The 18,448-nt window shown below is 73.1% G+C and carries 11 protein-coding genes; 8 read left to right on the top strand and 3 right to left on the bottom strand.

What is annotated here, in order from left to right:
- The first annotated feature begins 26 nt into the window (after nucleotides 1-26).
- From ACZ3IL_RS07605 to galE, 8 genes are all read left to right on the top strand, one after another.
- Nucleotides 27-1,955, top strand: a complete 1,929-nt coding sequence (locus ACZ3IL_RS07605; protein WP_467387607.1) for a TIGR03960 family B12-binding radical SAM protein — start codon at nucleotides 27-29, stop codon at nucleotides 1,953-1,955.
- A 389-nt stretch (nucleotides 1,956-2,344) separates the two neighbouring features.
- Nucleotides 2,345-3,136 (top strand): TIGR03936 family radical SAM-associated protein, encoded by a 792-nt coding sequence (locus ACZ3IL_RS07600; protein ID WP_467387605.1) that lies wholly within the window; start codon nucleotides 2,345-2,347, stop codon nucleotides 3,134-3,136.
- A gap of 233 nt (nucleotides 3,137-3,369) precedes the next feature.
- On the top strand, nucleotides 3,370-7,269 hold the full coding sequence (locus ACZ3IL_RS07595) for an Rne/Rng family ribonuclease (protein WP_467387604.1): 3,900 nt from the start codon (nucleotides 3,370-3,372) through the stop codon (nucleotides 7,267-7,269).
- Nucleotides 7,270-7,515: 246 nt separating this feature from the next.
- Nucleotides 7,516-7,836: a 50S ribosomal protein L21 gene (rplU, locus tag ACZ3IL_RS07590; RefSeq protein WP_388693140.1), complete on the top strand. Its 321-nt coding sequence runs from the start codon at nucleotides 7,516-7,518 to the stop codon at nucleotides 7,834-7,836.
- A 14-nt stretch (nucleotides 7,837-7,850) separates the two neighbouring features.
- Complete coding sequence (gene rpmA, locus ACZ3IL_RS07585; protein ID WP_073807354.1) at nucleotides 7,851-8,105, top strand: 50S ribosomal protein L27; 255 nt, start codon at nucleotides 7,851-7,853, stop codon at nucleotides 8,103-8,105.
- Nucleotides 8,106-8,212: 107 nt separating this feature from the next.
- Nucleotides 8,213-9,652 (top strand): GTPase ObgE, encoded by a 1,440-nt coding sequence (obgE, locus tag ACZ3IL_RS07580; RefSeq protein ID WP_467387601.1) that lies wholly within the window; start codon nucleotides 8,213-8,215, stop codon nucleotides 9,650-9,652.
- Nucleotides 9,653-9,788: 136 nt separating this feature from the next.
- The gene (locus ACZ3IL_RS07575; RefSeq protein WP_467387599.1) at nucleotides 9,789-11,429 is read left to right on the top strand and encodes a glycosyltransferase; all 1,641 of its coding nucleotides are present in this window, start codon (nucleotides 9,789-9,791) and stop codon (nucleotides 11,427-11,429) included.
- Nucleotides 11,430-11,445: 16 nt separating this feature from the next.
- Entirely contained in the window at nucleotides 11,446-12,432 is a 987-nt protein-coding gene (gene galE / locus ACZ3IL_RS07570; RefSeq protein WP_467387597.1) for a UDP-glucose 4-epimerase GalE, read from the top strand.
- Nucleotides 12,433-12,504: 72 nt separating this feature from the next.
- On the opposite strand, the gene ACZ3IL_RS07565 is transcribed toward galE, so the two are convergent.
- The 3 genes from ACZ3IL_RS07565 to ACZ3IL_RS07555 form a co-directional block, all read right to left on the bottom strand.
- Nucleotides 12,505-13,611, bottom strand: a complete 1,107-nt coding sequence (locus ACZ3IL_RS07565; RefSeq protein WP_467388199.1) for a glycosyltransferase — start codon at nucleotides 13,609-13,611, stop codon at nucleotides 12,505-12,507.
- A 62-nt stretch (nucleotides 13,612-13,673) separates the two neighbouring features.
- Nucleotides 13,674-16,544: a bifunctional glycosyltransferase/CDP-glycerol:glycerophosphate glycerophosphotransferase gene (locus ACZ3IL_RS07560; RefSeq protein ID WP_467387595.1), complete on the bottom strand. Its 2,871-nt coding sequence runs from the start codon at nucleotides 16,542-16,544 to the stop codon at nucleotides 13,674-13,676.
- Nucleotides 16,545-16,866: 322 nt separating this feature from the next.
- Complete coding sequence (locus ACZ3IL_RS07555; protein ID WP_467387593.1) at nucleotides 16,867-18,411, bottom strand: DUF6056 family protein; 1,545 nt, start codon at nucleotides 18,409-18,411, stop codon at nucleotides 16,867-16,869.
- Nucleotides 18,412-18,448 lie beyond the last annotated feature (37 nt).

Genomic DNA, 18,448 nt, shown 5'->3' with positions numbered 1-18,448 from the left:
CCCCTGCCAGCTCACGAAGGTTCGAGATGTCTGCTGCCGAGTCTGTCTTCCCGCAGCTCGAGGCCCTGCTCCCGCACGTGCAGAAACCGATCCAGTACGTCGGCGGAGAACTCAACTCCACGGTCAAGGACTGGGACGAGTGCGACGTCCGCTGGGCACTGATGTACCCGGACGCGTACGAGGTCGGCCTGCCCAACCAGGGCGTCATGATCCTCTACGAGGTACTGAACGAGCGCGAGGGCGTCCTCGCCGAGCGCACCTACAGCGTGTGGCCGGACCTCGAAGAACTGATGCGCGAGCACGGGGTCCCGCAGTTCACGGTCGACTCGCACCGGCCCGTCGGCGCCTTCGACGTGTTCGGCCTCTCCTTCTCCACGGAGCTCGGCTACACGAACATGCTCACCGCCCTCGACCTCGCGGGCATCCCGCTGGAGTCGAAGGACCGGACCGTCGACCACCCCATCGTGCTCGCGGGCGGCCACGCGGCCTTCAACCCCGAGCCGATCGCCGACTTCATCGACGCGGCGGTCATCGGCGACGGCGAGCAGGCCGTCCTCGACATGACCGCCATCATCCGCGCCTGGAAGGCGGAGGGCAGGCCGGGCGGCCGCGAGGAGGTCCTCTTCCGCCTGGCGAGGACCGGCAACGTCTACGTCCCGCGCTTCTACGACGTCGAGTACCTGCCGGACGGCCGCATCGGCCGCGTCGTGCCCAACCGGTCCGGCGTGCCGTGGCGCGTCTCCAAGCACACCGTCATGGACCTCGACGAGTGGCCCTACCCCAAGCAGCCCCTCGTCCCGCTCGCGGAGACCGTCCACGAGCGCATGTCCGTCGAGATCTTCCGCGGCTGCACCCGCGGCTGCCGCTTCTGCCAGGCCGGCATGATCACGCGCCCCGTGCGGGAGCGAAGCATCACCGGCATCGGCGAGATGGTCGACAAGGGTCTCCGGGCGACGGGCTTCGAGGAGGTCGGCCTCCTCTCGCTCTCCTCGGCGGACCACTCCGAGATCGGCGAGATCGCCAAGGGCCTCGCGGACCGCTACACCGAGGACAAGGTGGGCCTGTCCCTCCCCTCCACCCGCGTGGACGCCTTCAACGTCGACCTGGCCAACGAGCTGACCAGGAACGGGCGCCGCTCCGGCCTCACCTTCGCCCCCGAGGGCGGCTCCGAGCGCATGCGCAAGGTCATCAACAAGATGGTCTCGGAGGAGGACCTGATCCGGACCGTCTCCACCGCGTACGGCAACGGCTGGCGCCAGGTGAAGCTGTACTTCATGTGCGGCCTGCCCACGGAGACCGACGAGGACGTCCTCCAGATCGCCGACATGGCGATGAACGTGATCGCCGAGGGCCGCAAGGTCTCCGGCCAGAACGACATCCGCTGCACCGTCTCCATCGGCGGCTTCGTGCCCAAGCCGCACACCCCCTTCCAGTGGGCCCCGCAGCTCTCGGCGGAGGAGACGGACGAGCGCCTGCGCAAGCTCCGCGACAAGATCCGCGGCGACAAGAAGTACGGCCGCTCGATCGGCTTCCGCTACCACGACGGCAAGCCCGGCATCGTCGAGGGCCTGCTCTCGCGCGGCGACCGCCGCGTCGGCGCCGTCATCCGCGCCGTCTACGAGGACGGCGGCCGCTTCGACGGCTGGCGCGAGCACTTCTCGTACGAGCGCTGGATGCGGTGCGCCGAGAAGACGCTGCCCGCGTACGGCGTGGACGTCGCCTGGTACACCACCCGCGAGCGCACCTACGAGGAGGTCCTGCCCTGGGACCACCTGGACTCCGGTCTCGACAAGGACTGGCTCTGGGAGGACTGGCAGGACGCCCTCGACGAGACCGAGGTCGAGGACTGCCGCTGGACGCCGTGCTTCGACTGCGGCGTGTGCCCGCAGATGGACACGCACATCCAGATCGGCCCCACGGGCAAGAAGCTGCTCCCGCTGACGGTCGTGAAGTAGGCCGGCCGCACGGCCCCGGGCGACGGCCCGGCGCGAGGGTTCGCCCTCCGCCGGGCCGTCGTGCCGTTTCCGCCGTCGGCGCGGCGCGGACGGCGCCCGCCCCGGCCCGGGCGACCACGCGGAACGCCCGGCGCGCCCCGTCCGGACCGGCCCGGTCGGCCGAGCCCCGGGAACCCCGGGCGGCCCGTGCGCGTACTCTGGGTAGTACAACGAACGTCCCCGGCGCGGCGCCCGCCCCCGAGATCTCCCCGCTGGAGCGGGGGTGAACCGGGCGGGACCCCCGGGGCCAGCCGTACGTCTCGTGGACGGCGCGCACCCGCGCCGTCCCGCACCGAGGAGAAGAACCACTGGGCAAGCGACAGCCCGAAGGCCCGCCGCCCGCACCGGCGGTGCAGCGCATCCGACTGCGCTACACCAAGCGCGGCCGCCTCCGGTTCACCAGCCACCGCGACTTCCAGCGCGCCTTCGAGCGCGCACTGCGCCGCGCCGAGGTACCCATGGCGTACTCGGCCGGTTTCACCCCGCACCCCAAGGTGTCGTACGCCAACGCCGCCCCGACGGGTACGGGCTCCGAGGCCGAGTTCCTGGAGATCGCCCTCACCGAGGCGCGCGACCCGGAGACCCTGCGGGTCCTGCTCGACGCGTCCCTGCCGGACGGCCTCGACATCACCGACGCCGTCGAGGCCCGCACCCCGGGCCTGGCCGACCGGCTCACCGCCTCCGTGTGGGAGCTGCGGCTCGAAGGCGTCACCACCGAGGACGCGGAGAAGGCCGTCGAGGCGTTCCTCGCGGCCGGGACCGTGGAGGTGCAGCGCAAGACCAAGAACGGCGTCCGCACCTTCGACACCCGCTCCGCGGTCACGGAGCTGGCGGCCGTCCGTCCCCGGGACGACTCCCGGGACGATGGGCCGCTGGACAGCGCCTGTGCGATACTGCGGCTGGTTGTTCGGCACGTGACACCCGCCGTACGACCCGACGACGTCCTGTCCGGTCTCCGAGCTGTGGCCGACCTGGCGCCGCCGGTCCCCGCAGCGGTGACCAGGCTGGCGCAGGGGCTCTTCGACGAGGAGTCCGGCACGGTGACCGACCCGCTCGCGCCCGACCGCGAGGCAGTCACGGCCGCTTCACCCACGGCCGCCGCGACCGCCCCGGCGACGGCGCCGGGCGCGGACACCGCGTAGGGAGCGGTCGTCGCAGCGCAGCCCCGGCACTCGGGAGCCACCTGGGCCGGGCCGCGCACTGACCAGGAGACTTTCGCCAGGCCGTCCGCACAGGGCGTACGGAACCGGCGAGCCAGACACAGAGCTCCCGTGCGGCGCCCGCGCCCCGGACGGCGGCACCGCGCCCCAGGCGCGGCCGTGCCGCCGGACCGGAACCAGACGCGGCGCCCGGGAGCGTGACGGGAGAACCCCGCATGCTCGAGTCCAACGAAGACACCAATGCCCCCGGTGACAAGCTGCCGCCGCGCCGCAGGCGCCGCGCCGCTTCCCGCCCCGCCGGTCCGCCGGTGACGGGCGCGGCCGCCGACACCACGGACACCACCGGCACCGCCGGAACCGCCGGGGACGCGCCGGCCGACACGCCGGCCGCGGAGTCCGCTCCGGCGGAGGCCGAGGCCGCTCCCGCGCCGCGCACCCGCCGCAGGGCCACCCGGAAGACCGCGGCCCCGGTCGTGGAGGCCCCGGCCGCGGAGACGGCGGAGGCCCCGGAGCCGGTCGCCGTGACCGCGTCCGTGACCGCCGCCGAGGAGGCCCCCGAGGCCGCCCCGGCGCGCCCGGCCCGCCGCCGCGCCACGCGCAAGGCCACGTCGCCGGTGACCTCCCCGGCCGCCGCCGGGGAGACGCCCGCCCCCGCCGCCGAGCCGGTCGCGGAGGCCGTACCCGAGGCCGTCGCTCCCGCCGAGGACGAGGCCGAGGCCGCTCCCGCGCCGCGCACCCGCCGCCGGGCCACCCGCAAGGCCACCGCCCCCGCCGGCGCGCCCGCCGCCGGGGAGACGCCCGCCCCCGCCGCCGGGGAGACGCCCGCTCCCGCCGCCGAGCCGGTCGCGGAGGCCGCGCCCGAGGCCGTCGCTCCCGCCGAGGACGAGGCCGAGGCCGCTCCCGCGCCGCGCACCCGCCGCCGGGCCACCCGCAGGACCACCTCGCCCGAGCCGGCCGCCGGGGCGCCCGCCGGCGAGACGCCGCCCGAGGCCGCCGTCGCGCAGATCGCCGCCGACGAGCCCGAGGTCGCCGCCGCCGAGACCGCCGCCACGCGTGGTCGGGGCCGCCGCCGCGCCGCCTCCCCGCAGTTCACCTCCGAGCCGGCCCCGGCCCGCGAGCCGCGCCGTGCCGCGCGCCCCGCCGTCGCCGTCTTCCAGGCCCCGGTCTTCACCGAGCCGATGTTCCAGACCCCGGAGACCGCTGCCGCCGCCGCTGCCGCCGCCCCGGTGGAGCCGGAGGACGAGGAGACGGTGGACGAGACCGTCGAGGCCGTGGAAGCCGTGGAGGCCGCCGAACCCGCCGAGCGGGCCGAGTCCGGTTCCCGCCGCCGTCGCCGCCGCCGCGGCGAGCCCGTCGCCGTCGAGCCCGTCCCGGCCACCGTCGCCGACGAGCCCGAGGTCGAGGCCGCCGCCGACGAGGCGGAGGAGGAGGCCGAGGAGACGGACGAGTACGAGGACCGCCCGTCCCGCCGTCGCCGTCGCGGCGGCCGCCGCCGTCGCCGTGGCGAGCTCGCCGAGGCCGGCGAGACCGAGGACGACGAGGAGGCGCACGCCGAGGACGGGTCCGACGACACCGACGACGCCGAGGACGGCGAGGAGGAGCCGGACGACACCGAGTCCCACACCGGCGGCTCCAGCAGCTCCCGCCGTCGCCGCCGCCGTCGCCGCCGCAGCGGGGACGCCGCCGAGACCGAGCCGGGCGACGAGGACGGCGTCCGTACGGTCGTCAAGGTCCGCGAGCCCCGCCCGGCCCGCGAGAAGGCCGAGCCCGGCACCGGCGCCGACGAGGTCCAGTCCATCAAGGGCTCGACCCGCCTGGAGGCCAAGAAGCAGCGCCGCCGCGAGGGCCGCGAGCAGGGCCGCCGCCGCGTCCCGATCATCACCGAGGCCGAGTTCCTGGCCCGCCGCGAGGCCGTCGAGCGCGTCATGGTCGTCCGCCAGAACGGCGAGCGCACCCAGATCGGCGTCCTGGAAGACAACGTGCTGGTCGAGCACTACGTCAACAAGGAGCAGGCCACCTCGTACGTCGGCAACGTCTACCTGGGCAAGGTCCAGAACGTCCTGCCGTCCATGGAGGCCGCCTTCGTCGACATCGGCAAGGGCCGCAACGCCGTCCTGTACGCCGGCGAGGTCAACTTCGAGGCGCTCGGCATGGCCCACGGGCCGCGCCGCATCGAGACCGCCCTCAAGTCCGGCCAGCCGGTCCTCGTCCAGGTGACGAAGGACCCGATCGGCCACAAGGGCGCCCGCCTGACCAGCCAGGTCTCCCTGCCCGGCCGCTACCTCGTGTACGTGCCCGAGGGCTCGATGACCGGCATCAGCCGCAAGCTCCCGGACACCGAGCGCGCCCGCCTCAAGACCATCCTCAAGAAGATCGTCCCCGAGGACGCGGGCGTCATCGTGCGCACCGCCGCCGAGGGCGCGAGCGAGGACGAGCTGCGCCGCGACGTCGAGCGCCTGCAGGCGCAGTGGGAGGAGATCCAGAAGAAGGCGAAGAGCGGCAACGCCCCGACGCTGCTCTACGGCGAGCCGGACATGACCGTCCGGGTCGTCCGCGACATCTTCAACGAGGACTTCTCCAAGGTCATCGTCAGCGGTGACGACGCGTGGGAGACCATCCACGGGTACGTCAGCCACGTCGCCCCGGACCTGACCGACCGCCTGTCCAGGTGGACGAGCGAGGTCGACGTCTTCGCGACGTACCGGATCGACGAGCAGCTGATGAAGGCGCTCGACCGCAAGGTCTGGCTGCCGTCCGGCGGCTCGCTGGTGATCGACAAGACCGAGGCGATGATCGTCGTCGACGTCAACACCGGCAAGTTCACCGGCCAGGGCGGCAACCTGGAGGAGACCGTCACCAGGAACAACCTGGAGGCGGCCGAGGAGATCGTGCGCCAGCTCCGTCTGCGCGACCTCGGCGGCATCGTCGTCATCGACTTCATCGACATGGTCCTGGAATCCAACCGCGACCTGGTGCTGCGCCGCCTCCTGGAGTGCCTGGGCCGGGACCGGACCAAGCACCAGGTGGCCGAGGTCACCTCGCTCGGCCTGGTGCAGATGACCCGCAAGCGGGTCGGCCAGGGCCTCCTGGAGTCCTTCTCCGAGACCTGCGTCCACTGCAACGGCCGCGGCGTCATCGTCCACATGGAGCAGCCGACCACCTCCGGTGGCGGTGGCGGCGGCAAGCGCTCCAAGAAGCGCGGCCGCGGCGGGGACGGGCACGAGCACACCCACGAGCACGAGCACGAGCAGAACGAGGCCGTGGAGTCCGGTTCCGACGCCGCGACCCAGGAGGTCGAGACCGAGGCCGAGGTCGCGGCGGAGCTGGCCGCCCCGGTGGCCCTGCCGGAGCCGATCGCCCCGGACGAGGAGCTGTACGGCTCCATCGCCGAGGCGGAGGCCGCCGCCGCGCGCGGTGGCCGTGGCCGCCGCCGTGCGACCCGCCGGGCGACCGCCCCGGCCGCTCCGGCGCCCGAGGCGCCGGCCGCGGAGGCGCCGGTCGCGGAGGCCGGGACCGGCACCGGGACCGTCGTGGCCGAGCCGGCCGCGGAGCCCGCTCCCGCCGCCCCCGTGGTGGAGGCGGAGACCGCGGTCGAGGAGACCCCGGCCCCGCGCCGCCGCCGTGCCACCCGCCGGGCGACCTCCCCGGTCGTCTCGACCTCGGAGCCGGCCGAGCCGGTCACCGTGGCGGAGCCGGTCACCGTCGTGGAGCCGGCGCCGGAGCCGGCCGCTCCCGAGCGGATCGCCCCGGAGCCGGCCGTGACCGGGGAGCCCGCCGCCGAGGAGGCCCCCGCGGCCGCCCCGCCGCGCGCCCGCCGCCGGGTGGTCCGCAAGGCCACCGCCCCCGCCGGTTCGCCCGCGGGCGCCGAGGAGGCCGTCGTCGTGGTCGCCACGGCCCCGGCCGCGGAGACCGGGGCCGCCGAGGCCGAGGCCGAGCCCGCCCCCGCCAAGAAGACGGCGGCGCGCAAGACGGCGGCGAAGAAGGCCACGGTCAAGAAGGCCCCCGCCAAGAAGACGGCGGCGACCAAGAAGACCGCGGCGAAGAAGACGACGACCGCCAAGAAGACCGCGGCCAAGAAGACGGCGGAGAAGCCCGCCGCCCCGGCCCAGGACTGACCGGCGGGTGCGGGCCGCTCCTCCCCGGAGGAGGAGCGGCCCGCACCGCTCGGGCGGATTTGACCCCTCGTGGCAGCCGCCCGTACCCTTGACCGTCGGCGTGTCTCTTGACACGCCGCGCCTCTGAGCACCTCCCTCCCGCCCGCCGGGAGAGGCCGCTCGTCCGATTCCGGAACGCCACGGGCCCCCGGGTCCGTGTGAGCGGCTGGCGTCAGAGGTTTCATCCCGAGTGAGAGAGAGATCCGCGTGTACGCCATCGTGCGCAGCGGTGGTCGCCAGCACAAGGTTGCTGTCGGCGACATCGTTGAGGTTGACAAGATTTCCACTGCCAAGGTCGGCGACACGGTCGAGCTCTCGACCCTGCTCGTTGTCGACGGCGATGCCGTGACCAGCGACCCGTGGGTCCTCGACGGCATCAAGGTCACGGCCGAGGTCGTGGACCACCACAAGGGCGCCAAGATCGACATCCTGCGCTACAAGAACAAGACCGGCTACCGTCGTCGCCAGGGTCACCGTCAGCAGTACACGGCGATCAAGGTCACCGCGATCCCGTCGGCCGCGAAGTAAAGAGGGACTGAGCAATGGCACACAAGAAGGGCGCATCGTCCACCCGGAACGGTCGTGACTCCAACGCCCAGCGCCTCGGCGTGAAGCGTTTCGGCGGTCAGGTCGTCAACGCGGGTGAGATCCTGATCCGCCAGCGCGGCACGCACTTCCACCCGGGCGCGGGCGTCGGCCGTGGCGGCGACGACACGCTGTTCGCCCTGCAGGCCGGTTCGGTGCAGTTCGGCACCCACCGTGGCCGCAAGGTCGTGAACATCGTTCCGGTCGCCTGATCGGAACGCTTTGCGGAGGCGGACCTCACTTCCCGGAAGGGAAGCGGGTCCGCCTTTCGCGTGTTACTAGATAGACATCCCGCACGTATTTCTCTGGAGGCACCCCCATGACCACCTTCGTGGACCGCGTCGAGCTGCACGTCGCCGCGGGTAACGGAGGCCACGGCTGCGCCTCCGTTCACCGGGAGAAGTTCAAGCCGCTCGGCGGCCCCGACGGCGGCAACGGCGGCCGTGGCGGTGACGTGATCCTGGTCGTCGACCAGGCGGTCACCACCCTGCTCGACTACCACCACTCGCCGCACCGCAAGGCCACCAACGGCCAGCCGGGCGCGGGCGACAACCGTTCCGGCAAGGACGGTCAGGACCTGGTCCTGACCGTGCCCGACGGCACCGTCGTCCTCGACAAGCAGGGCAACGTGCTCGCCGACCTGGTCGGCCAGGGCACGACCTTCGTCGCGGGCCAGGGCGGGCGCGGCGGCCTCGGCAACGCGGCCCTGTCCTCCGCGCGCCGCAAGGCCCCCGGCTTCGCGCTCCTCGGCGAGCCCGGCGAGGCCCGGGACATCGTCCTGGAGCTCAAGACCGTCGCCGACGTCGCCCTCGTCGGCTACCCGAGCGCCGGCAAGTCCTCCCTCATCTCGGTCCTCTCGGCCGCCAAGCCGAAGATCGCGGACTACCCCTTCACGACGCTCGTCCCGAACCTGGGCGTCGTCACCGCCGGCGCGACCGTCTACACCATCGCCGACGTGCCGGGCCTGATCCCGGGCGCGAGCCAGGGCCGCGGCCTGGGCCTGGAGTTCCTCCGCCACGTGGAGCGCTGCTCGGTCCTCGTCCACGTCCTGGACACGGCGACGCTGGAGTCCGACCGCGACCCGCTCTCCGACCTCGACGTCATCGAGGAGGAGCTGCGGCAGTACGGCGGCCTGGAGGACCGGCCCCGGGTCGTCGTCCTCAACAAGATCGACATCCCGGACGGCCAGGACCTCGCGGACATGATCCGCCCGGACCTGGAGGCGCGCGGCTACCAGGTGTACGAGGTCTCCGCAGTGGCCCGCACCGGCCTGAAGGAGCTCTCCTTCGCCCTCGCCGGCATCGTGGCCGAGGCGCGCGCCGCCAAGCCGGTGGAGGAGGCGACCCGCATCGTCATCCGCCCGAAGGCCGTCGACGAGACGGGCTTCACGGTCACGTACGACGAGGCCGAGGACGTCTACCGGGTGCGCGGCGAGAAGCCGGAGCGCTGGGTCCGCCAGACCGACTTCAACAACGACGAGGCCGTGGGCTACCTGGCCGACCGCCTCAACCGCCTCGGCGTCGAGGACGCGCTGATGAAGGCGGGCGCCCGCGGGGGCGACGGCGTCGCGATCGGCCCCGAGGAGAACGCGGTCGTCTTCGACTGGGAGCCCACCATGATGGCGGGCGCCGAGATGCTGGGCCGCCGCGGCGAGGACCACCGCCTGGAGGCCCCGCGTCCGGCGGCGCAGCGCCGCCGGGACCGCGACGCGGAGCGCGACGAGGCACAGCGCGAGTTCGACGGGTTCAACCCGTTCTAGCGGGTTCGGCCCTTCCGGCGAGGTCGGCCTGTTCCGGCGGGTTCGGCCCTTCCGGCGGTGCGCGAGCCGTTACCGCCGGGGAGGAGCCCCCCGGCCGGCCGACGGGCCGGTCGGGGGGCTCCCGTAAAATCCTGGCGTGAGCACCGCCCCCGCCCCCGGAACCGCAGGCCGACTCAGCGTCGTGGTCATCGCCTACAACGACGAGGCGCTGGTCGGCGAGGCCGTCAGGTCCGCCCTCGACCAGGGCCCCGTGGTGGCCGAGGTGGTGGCGGTGGACGACTGTTCCCGTGACGGAACGGCGCGGGTCCTCGACGAACTGGCCGCCCTGCACCCCCGGGTGCGGGTGGTGCGCCGCGCGGACAACAGCGGGGGCTGCGGCACCCCGCGCAACGACGGCGTCCGGGCCGCCACCGCCCCCTACGTCATGTTCCTGGACAGCGACGACGTCCTGCCGCCCGGCGCCGCCGAGGCCCTGGTCTCCGCCGCCGAGCGGCACCGCGCCCCGGTGGCCGCCGGCGTCTGCGTGCGGCGTGAGCTGCCCGAGGGCCGGGACGTCCGCTGGCAGCCCGGTCTCTACCGGGAACCGGCCGTCCTGGAGACGCCCGAGGAGCTGCGGCCCCTCGTCCACGACACCCTCTGCGTGAACAAGGTCTACGAGCGGGCCTTCCTCGACGAGCACGGCATCCGCTTCCCCGACGGCCGGTTCGTCTACGAGGACTTCCTCTTCACCGCCCGGGTGTACGCCGCCGTCCCCCGCGTCGCCGTGGTCCCCGACACCGTCTACGTCTGGCACGTCCGCCGCGCCGCCGCCCGGCTGTCGATCTCCCTCGACCGGGAGGGCGTCTCCAACTGGCGGTCCCGGATCGCCGCCCACCGCGCGGCCGTCGAGGCCTTCGCCGACGCCGGGCGCGCGGACCTCGCGGCCGCCTGCCGCACCAAGTTCCTCGAACACGACCTGCGGATGTACGCCAGGGACCTGCGGTCGCGCGACGAGGCGCACCGCGCCGAGTGGTGGAAGGTCACCCGCGAGCACCTGGCCGGCTTCCGGGAGTCCGAGATCGCCGCCGCCGTCGCCCCCGCCCGCTGGGCGGCCCGCTTCCTGCTGGCCGCGGAGGAACCGCGCGACCTGCTCCGGCTGTCGCGGCTGTCCGCCCGCCCGGCCCGTCTGCTCCCGCCGTACGCGGGCACCCGCACCGCCGCCGTCTGGTCCGACGACCTGCCGGAGGCCCGTCTCGACGGCACGGACGGGCTGCCCCTCGCCGAACTGCCGCTCGTGGTGGACGCCACCCTGCGCGGCGGCGACCTGCGGATCAGCGTGCGGGACCTGTACGGGCGGCTCGCCGAGGCCGGGCCCCGCACCGCCGACATCGCGTTCGTGCCGCGCGGCGCCGACGAGCCCGCCCGTACCGAACGGGTCGAGCTGCGCGCCGGGGCCGGGGCCGGGGCCGGGGCCGGGGAGCGCTGGACCGGCCGGGTCCCGGTCCGGTTCACCGGACTCGCCGCCGCCGGGCGCCGGCGCGGATTCCGGGGCCTCCAGCAGTGGGACGTCACCACCACGGTGACCTGCGCGAACGGCGAGTCGTACACCACCGCGCTCCGGCCGCCGGACGGTTCCCAGTGGCGTTCGGCGCTTCCGAGCAGCCGGTACGGTGTACTTCTCGTGCAGCAGTACGTCACGGCCAACGGCTCGATGGCGCTACGGATCGCACCCGGTGCCCGGGGAGGGTTCCGGGCGGTCGAGGCCCGGCTCCGCCGACTCGTCCGCAGTTCTCAGTGAAAGGGTTTGGGGCGCTATGACTTATCTGATCACCGGCGGCGCCGGCTACATCGGTTCGCACGTGGTCCGCGCCATGACGCGGGCGGGCGAGCGGGTCGTCGTCCTCGACGACCTGTCCACGGGCTACGCGGAGCGGGTCCCGGAGGGCGTGCCCCTGGTGGTCGGTTCGACGCTCGACCGCGAGGTGCTGGACCGGACGATCGCCGAGCACGGCGTGACCGGCGTCGTCCACCTCGCCGCGAAGAAGCAGGTCGGCGAGTCCGTCGAGCTGCCGCTGCACTACTACCGCGAGAACGTCACCGGTCTCACGGTCCTCCTGGAGGCCGTCGCCGCCGCCGGCGTGCGCAACTTCCTCTTCTCCTCCTCGGCCGCCGTCTACGGCATGCCGGACGTCGACCTCGTCACCGAGGAGACCCCCTGCCGGCCGATGAGCCCCTACGGCGAGACCAAGCTCGTCGGCGAGTGGCTGGTCCGTGCCGCCGGCCGGGCCCACGGCATCTCGACGGCCTGCCTGCGCTACTTCAACGTGGCCGGCGCGGCCGCCCCCGAACTCGCCGACACGGGCGTCTTCAACCTGGTCCCGATGGTCTTCGAGCGCCTCGACGCCGGCGAGTCCCCGCGCGTCTTCGGCGACGACTACGACACGCCGGACGGCACCTGCATCCGCGACTACATCCACGTCGAGGACCTGGCCGACGCCCACCTCGTCGCGGCGCGCAAGCTCGCGGAGTGGGCCGGGGCGGGCGAGCCGCGCGACCTGACCGTCAACATCGGCCGGGGCGAGGGCGTCTCCGTCACCGAGATGGTCGCGCTGATCAACGAGATCACCGGTCACACGACCGAGCCCGTCGTCACCCCGCGCCGCGCCGGCGACCCCGCCCGGGTCGTGGCCTCCGCCGACCGCATCGCCGCCGAACTGGGCTGGAAGGCCCGCCACGACGTGCGCGAGATGGTCGGCTCGGCGTGGGAGGGCTGGGTCGCGCGCCGGGGCGCCACCGTCTGACCCGGAACGGAGACGAGGAACGGGCCGGGGAGTTCACCTCCCCGGCCCGTTCCTTTACGCGTCGCCGGACCGTCAGCGCTCCAGGAAGGCGAACAGCGCCTCCCAGCGGTCGGTGATCTCGTCGGCCGAGTACCGCTTCACGTTCTCGAAGGCCGCGTCGCCCATCCGGTCGCGCAGCTCCTTGTCGGAGATCAGCGTGCTGATGTGCCCGCCGAGTTCCAGCGCGTTGCCGAGCCGGGCGAGCAGCCCGTCCTCGCCGTCCCGGATGATCTCCCGGACGCCCGGCGCGCAGTCGAACGCGGCACAGGGCACGCCCGCCGCCATCGCCTCCAGGAGGGTGATCGGGAAGCCCTCGGCGCGGGACGCCTGGGCGAACACCGACGCCCCGGAGAGCGCGCCCAGCACGTCGTTGGTGCGGCCCATCCACTCCACGGACCCGTCGAGGCCCAGATCGGTGGTCTGCCGCAGCAGGGCCGGCTCCTCGTCACCGGTGCCGTAGATCCGCAGCTTCCAGTCGGGATGGCGGGGAGCGACCTCGGCCCAGCTGTCGAGCAGCATGTCGACGCCCTTCTCGTGCGAGAGGCGGCCGACGGAGACGACGACCTTCTCGCTGCGGGGCACCGGGGCCGGGGGCATGAACGGCAGGGCGTTCGGCATGTGGCCGACGTTGTCCATGCCGGCGCGGATCCACTGGTCCGCGTCGCCCGGGGTGAGGACGAGCAGCCGGTCGACGTCCTTGTAGTAGCGCTTCACCCGGGCGAGCCGCGAGGACGCGGCGCTGGCGGCGTACGACTCGTGGCTCATGCCGATCACCACGTGGCCCTTGGTGTCGGCGAGGGCCACCCACTCCATCGCCCACACCTGGGTCACGATCACGATCGCGCCGGGCCGGGCGGCGGCGAAGAGCGCCGTCATCCGGTCCGCGCGCTCCCGCATCCCGGCGGCACGGGCGGCGTGGCGCCGCCGCTCCGCCGCGTTGAGCCTGCCCTTGAGACCGCGCAGCGGCCGCACCTGCGGCGGATGCGCGTCGTACAGGGTGGTGGTGGCGTAGGGCAGCGGGTCCGGGAACTCGTGCTGCCGGCCGGCCGGGGCCGGGGTGATGCCGATGACGTGGACCCGGTGGCCGCGGCCGGTGAACTCCCGGGCCATCTGGTGCGTCCAGGTGGTCACGCCGCCCATCTCGTCCACGCTGTTGGAGACGATGAAGATGTCGCGGCCGCCGGACGCAGTGGTCTGATGGGTCACTTCCCGCTCCCGGTGAAGAACTTGGCGACGATCCGACGGGCCGCGTCGCCCCGGTCGTACTCGCTGAACTCCGCGTTGAACCGCTGACGGGCCGCCGCGTACTTGGTGTCGGCCTCGTCCTTGAAGTCGGCGATCACTTCGAAGAGCTCCTCCGCCGTCTCCACGACCGGCCCCGGCGCGCGTTCCTTCAGGTCGAAGTAGGTGCCCCGGTTCTCCTTGGCGTACTCGTCGTAGTCGTAGGTGAAGAAGACCATCGGGCGGTCGAGCAGCCCGTAGTCGAACATCACGGACGAGTAGTCGGTGATCAGCCCGTCCGCGAGGGCGAGGATCGGGGTGATGTCGTGGTGCCCGGAGACGTCGATGACCCGCCCCCTGACCGACGGCGGCAGGGTCACGCTGTTCAGGTAGTGCGTCCTGATCAGCAGGGTGTGGGTCTCGCCGAAGCGCTCGGCGAACTCCTCGACGTCGAACGGGGCCTGGAAGGCGCGCACCTTGCCGCCCGGGGCGGCCCGGAAGGTCGGCGCGTACAGCAGCACCTTCTTCTCCGGGTCGATGCCCAGCTCGGCCGCGAGCGGACCGCGCTCCCGGACGCCGGTCTCCGTCTCCCTGCGGCGCGCCTCGGCGAGGTCGTCGTTGCGCGGGTAGCCGACGGGCAGCAGCACCTCGTCACGGAGCCGGAAGCCCTTCGCGAGGGTGCGCCGGTCGTGCTCGCCGCGGATCAGGAAGTGGTCGAAGCGGTCCAGGGACTGCTGGAAGGAGGCCTGGGCGGCGAGCCCACGGGCCTTGGTGTTGGGCTCGTCGAAGCCCATCCGCTTGAGGGCGGTGCCGTGCCAGGTCTGGATGTACGTGGTTCCCGGGCGCTTGGTGAGGCGCAGCGGGAAGCCCTGGTTGTCGATCCAGAACTCGGCCTGGGCGAGCGCCCGCAGGTACTGCCAGCTCCAGCGCTTCACCAGCGTGGCGTCCTCGGGGAAGCCGGTCGGCTCCGCACCCGCGTAGGACCAGACGGCCTCGAAGGCGACGCCCTGACGGCGCATCTCCTCGTAGATCGCCTTGGGGCTGTCGCTGTACTGCTTGCCGAGGTGGCTCTCGAAGACCACGAGGCCCTTGCGGATCGGCAGCTTGCTGTAGAACTCGTGGTAGACGCGCAGCTTGGTCTCGCCCGAGTTCAGCTCCTTCTTCGCGTTCAGCAGGCGGCGCAGGCTCGTCTTCGCCAGCCGGGCGGCGCGCCCGTGCATGGCCTCCTCGATCACCGAGGAGGTGCGCACGGCGGCCCTGCCCTCGGCGGAGAGCACGTAGGAGAGGTTGCCCTTCTTCGTGATCTCGGGGACGAAGCGGTCGGAGACCAGCGTCGTCAGCCGGGGGCGGACCTTCAGGGAACGGGCGTCGTCGAGGGAGGTGCCGCCGACGGAGACCCGGGTGCGCAGGCGCCGGCCGTCGACCGTGAGGATCACGCGCACGTCCCAGACGGCGTCGATGATGCCGAGCGGGCGGACGGTGCGGGCGACGTCCACGGTGCCCTCCCACTCGATCCACCGGCCGGCGTGCCGGACCGACGTCACCGGGATGCGGGCGGTCTTGCCGCCGACGCTGCGGCGGGCCGAGAACTCGATGACGGCGCCGAGCTTCGCGTCCGGGGCGATCCGCCCCAGCGGGTTGACCACCCGGCCGGCGAGCGTGACGACGCCGTCGGTGCTCTCGTACGAGGTCAGCTTGTTGCCGAGGGCGAGGGCCGTGAGCGGGCGGACGTGGAAGCCGCGCGAGGTGACGTCGAGGATCTGACGGCCCTGCTCGGTGTCCAGGTGCCGGTCGCACCAGTAGATCCGCTCGTCGACCTCGGCGAGCGGGGAGGTGAGGCGGCCCGGGTTGGTGAGCGCCTCGGTGGCCGGGAGCAGGTTGTCCCAGTCCTCCTTGCTCAGCAGGTAGGCGCAGATGGCGTGCAGCGGCTGCACCTCCTCGTACGCCCGCGGGTCGATCTCGGCGAGGTAGCCGTTGGCCAGCTCGGCGAACTCGCGCCGGTAGTCCTCGTCGAGCAGCGCCAGGTCGCGGAAGTGCAGGACCAGGTCGTGCTTGAGGAACTTGATGTCCTTGCGGTACTTGAGCTCGTCGTAGCCCTTGCTCTCCAGCAGGGCGTCCACGCGGCGGTGGATCTCCATGCGGTGCACGAAGTTGGCGATCTCGTGCCGCCGGTTGCTGATCGACTTGGCGGCGGCGCTCTCCTGCACGTTCCAGTGGTAGACCGTGTTCGGGATGAGCGTGATCCGGCTCGCGGCGACGTAGGCCTGGGCCGAGAAGAGCAGGTCCTCGTAGTGGATGCCGACCGGGAACTCCAGGCCGGACTCCAGGAGGAAGCCGCGGCGGTAGCACTTGTTCGTCGACAGGGTGTCGAAGGTCAGCAGGTCCGGCAGCTCGGTGATCGACTCGATCGTCCGGGTCCTGGAGTACAGCCACGGGTACCAGGCGGTGGTCTTCTTGTGGCGGCTGTCCAGGTGCACGCGGACGCAGAGGCCGGAGACGATGTCCGCACCGGTGCTCTCGGCGGCGTCGAGCATGTTGCGGCAGGCGTTGCGTTCGAGCACGTCGTCGCTGTCGAGGAACATGACGTAGTCGCCGGCGCACTGCTGGATGCCGTGGTTGCGGGGCGCGCCGCAGCCGCCGCTGTTCTGCGGCAGCTGGAAGGCCCTGACCCGGTCGGGGTGCGCGGCGGCGAGCGCCTGGGCGACCTCGAAGGTGCTGTCCTTGCTGCAGTCGTCGACGATCACCACTTCGACGTTGTGCAGGGTCTGATCCAGTACCGACCGAACGGCCGTAGGGAGACGCTCTGCGTCGTTGTAGGCGATGACGACCACGGAGACGTCAGGCACTTGCACCTCGATCCACTTGTCTTTCCTCCAGGCACGTCCAAGCTACCTGGTGTTCCCCGCGCGGTTCGTCGCGGCTTCCGGCGGGGCGGCGCGCGCTGTGTCCCGATCGTGATGGAAGGGCCGGGTCCGCGGGCACAACCATCCGCGCGTGACGTGGGTCGCCCTTACGGGCGTCTCCCCACCAGCGCCGATCGCGCAGGGGAGAAGGTACCCCGTGTCCCCCCGTGTCCGGTGGTGCGGAGTGACGGGAAACACAGCCCTCCCCCGGTTCCGGCGGGCGGAAACGGGGGAGGGAGGGCGCTCGGCGCGTGTCCGGCCGGCGGGGCGCTCAGGGGCGGCGAATCCGGTCCACCCCGTAGTACCGGGCCGTGCACTGGGCCGCCCAGTCGCGCTCGTACACCGGGGTGAAGAACGGTTCGGCGAGCACGCCGATGTACATGGGGCGGTAGGTCACCTCGGTGGCGCCCTTCGCGATCTCCGCGCGGATGCGGGCGTTCTGGTTGTCCCAGGCGATGCTCCGGTAGACCGTCACCTTGCTCAGCGCGTACACCGGCTCCACCAGGGCGGCCGCGCTTCCCAGGGCGAGCGCGCCCACCGCGACCAGCGTGACGGCACGGGCGGCGGGGCGGCCGGGGGCCAGGAGGAGCCGCCCGAGCCGGTACCCGGCCCACGTGCCGTACGCGCAGAGGACGAGCAGCAGGGGGACGACGAAGTTCGTCCAGGTCCGGCCGTACGTCCACCCGGCCGGGCCGTAGCCGCTGCGCAGGCCGTACGTGACGCCCAGGCTGGCGATCGCGATCAGCGGCACCGGCAGGAGCGCCACGAACCACGGCATCCGGCGCGGACGGCCCTCTCCGGCGGCGTCGCCGCGGTCCCGGGACGGCCCGGCGAAGGCGATGCCCAGACCCAGGAGGGCGCCGACGCCGAGGGCCCCCAGGTACGCCCACTGGTCGACGATCGTCTGCCAGATGCGCCACCAGTCGTGGAAGATCTCTCCCAGTTCGTCGGCGGTCAGCGGCTTCTTGGGAACCTGGGCGCGCCGCCACTGGGCACCGGGGGAGGTGTACAGGAGGGCGAGGCCCGTGCCGAGCCCGGCGCAGGCGGCGGCGCACCAGGTGGTGACGTACCAGTCCTTCGCCCGGCCGAAGCGGGGGAGGCAGACCAGCCCGGCGGCGACCGCGAAGATCCCGGCCACCATGGTGAACGGCTCGCTGAGCATGCCGATCGCCAGACCGGTCACGACCGCCACGGCCACGCCGGCCTTCCGGGCCCACGGGCGCGGGGAGCGGGCGGCGACGACGCCGCCGAGCACGGCCGCGAGGCCGATCAGGCTCGGCAGGGTGTGGGAGATGGTGGCCGGGGTCCAGAGCAGCACCTGGTACGCGCGCGTACCGGCGAAGAACAGCAGCGCCTCGAAGAGCGCCACGGCGGCCACGAGGAGCACGGCGGGGGGCTGGGTGCGGCCGAGGGCGCGCAGCACGGCGCGGGCCAGGAAGAAGAGGACGACGCCGAACCCGACGACCAGGAAGGCGGGCATCAGCTTCGCCCCCAGCATGTCGTCGGCGTAGATGACGCCGGTGAGGAAGGCGTTGGTGACGCGGCCGTTCTGGGTGTTGTAGAAGTCCGAGGAGATCCCCAGGACGCCCATGTCCCGCGACTTCCAGAGGGCGCACCAGTCGTCGGAGGTGGGGCGCACGTAGAGACCGAGGAAGGCGCCGACCGCGAGCAGCGTTCCCGACACGGCGGCCACGACGAGGGAGACCCCGCTCAGCGCCCGGCGGAACCCGCCTCCGCCGGCGGGGGCCGCTTCGGGCCGGGCTCCGCCCTCCGGCATCCGCGCCTCATCGTGTTCTGGGAAGGTGGTCCTGCTCACCGGCGGTAGCTCCTGATGGCCCGAGGCCGTTTGTCCA

This window comes from Streptomyces sp. NPDC014907 (genome assembly GCF_055562975.1).
This window is presented reverse-complemented; position numbering and strand designations above follow the sequence as displayed.

What these genes read in the sequence shown, in the direction of transcription:
- ACZ3IL_RS07605 (WP_467387607.1), top strand. Translation starts at nt 27, where the DNA reads ATGTCTGCTGCCGAGTCTGTCTTCCCGCAGCTCGAGGCCCTGCTCCCG.
- ACZ3IL_RS07595 (WP_467387604.1), top strand. Translation starts at nt 3,370, where the DNA reads ATGCTCGAGTCCAACGAAGACACCAATGCCCCCGGTGACAAGCTGCCG.
- rpmA (WP_073807354.1), top strand. Translation starts at nt 7,851, where the DNA reads ATGGCACACAAGAAGGGCGCATCGTCCACCCGGAACGGTCGTGACTCC.
- obgE (WP_467387601.1), top strand. Translation starts at nt 8,213, where the DNA reads ATGACCACCTTCGTGGACCGCGTCGAGCTGCACGTCGCCGCGGGTAAC.
- galE (WP_467387597.1), top strand. Translation starts at nt 11,446, where the DNA reads ATGACTTATCTGATCACCGGCGGCGCCGGCTACATCGGTTCGCACGTG.
- ACZ3IL_RS07565 (WP_467388199.1), bottom strand. Translation starts at nt 13,611, where the DNA reads ATGGGCGGCGTGACCACCTGGACGCACCAGATGGCCCGGGAGTTCACC.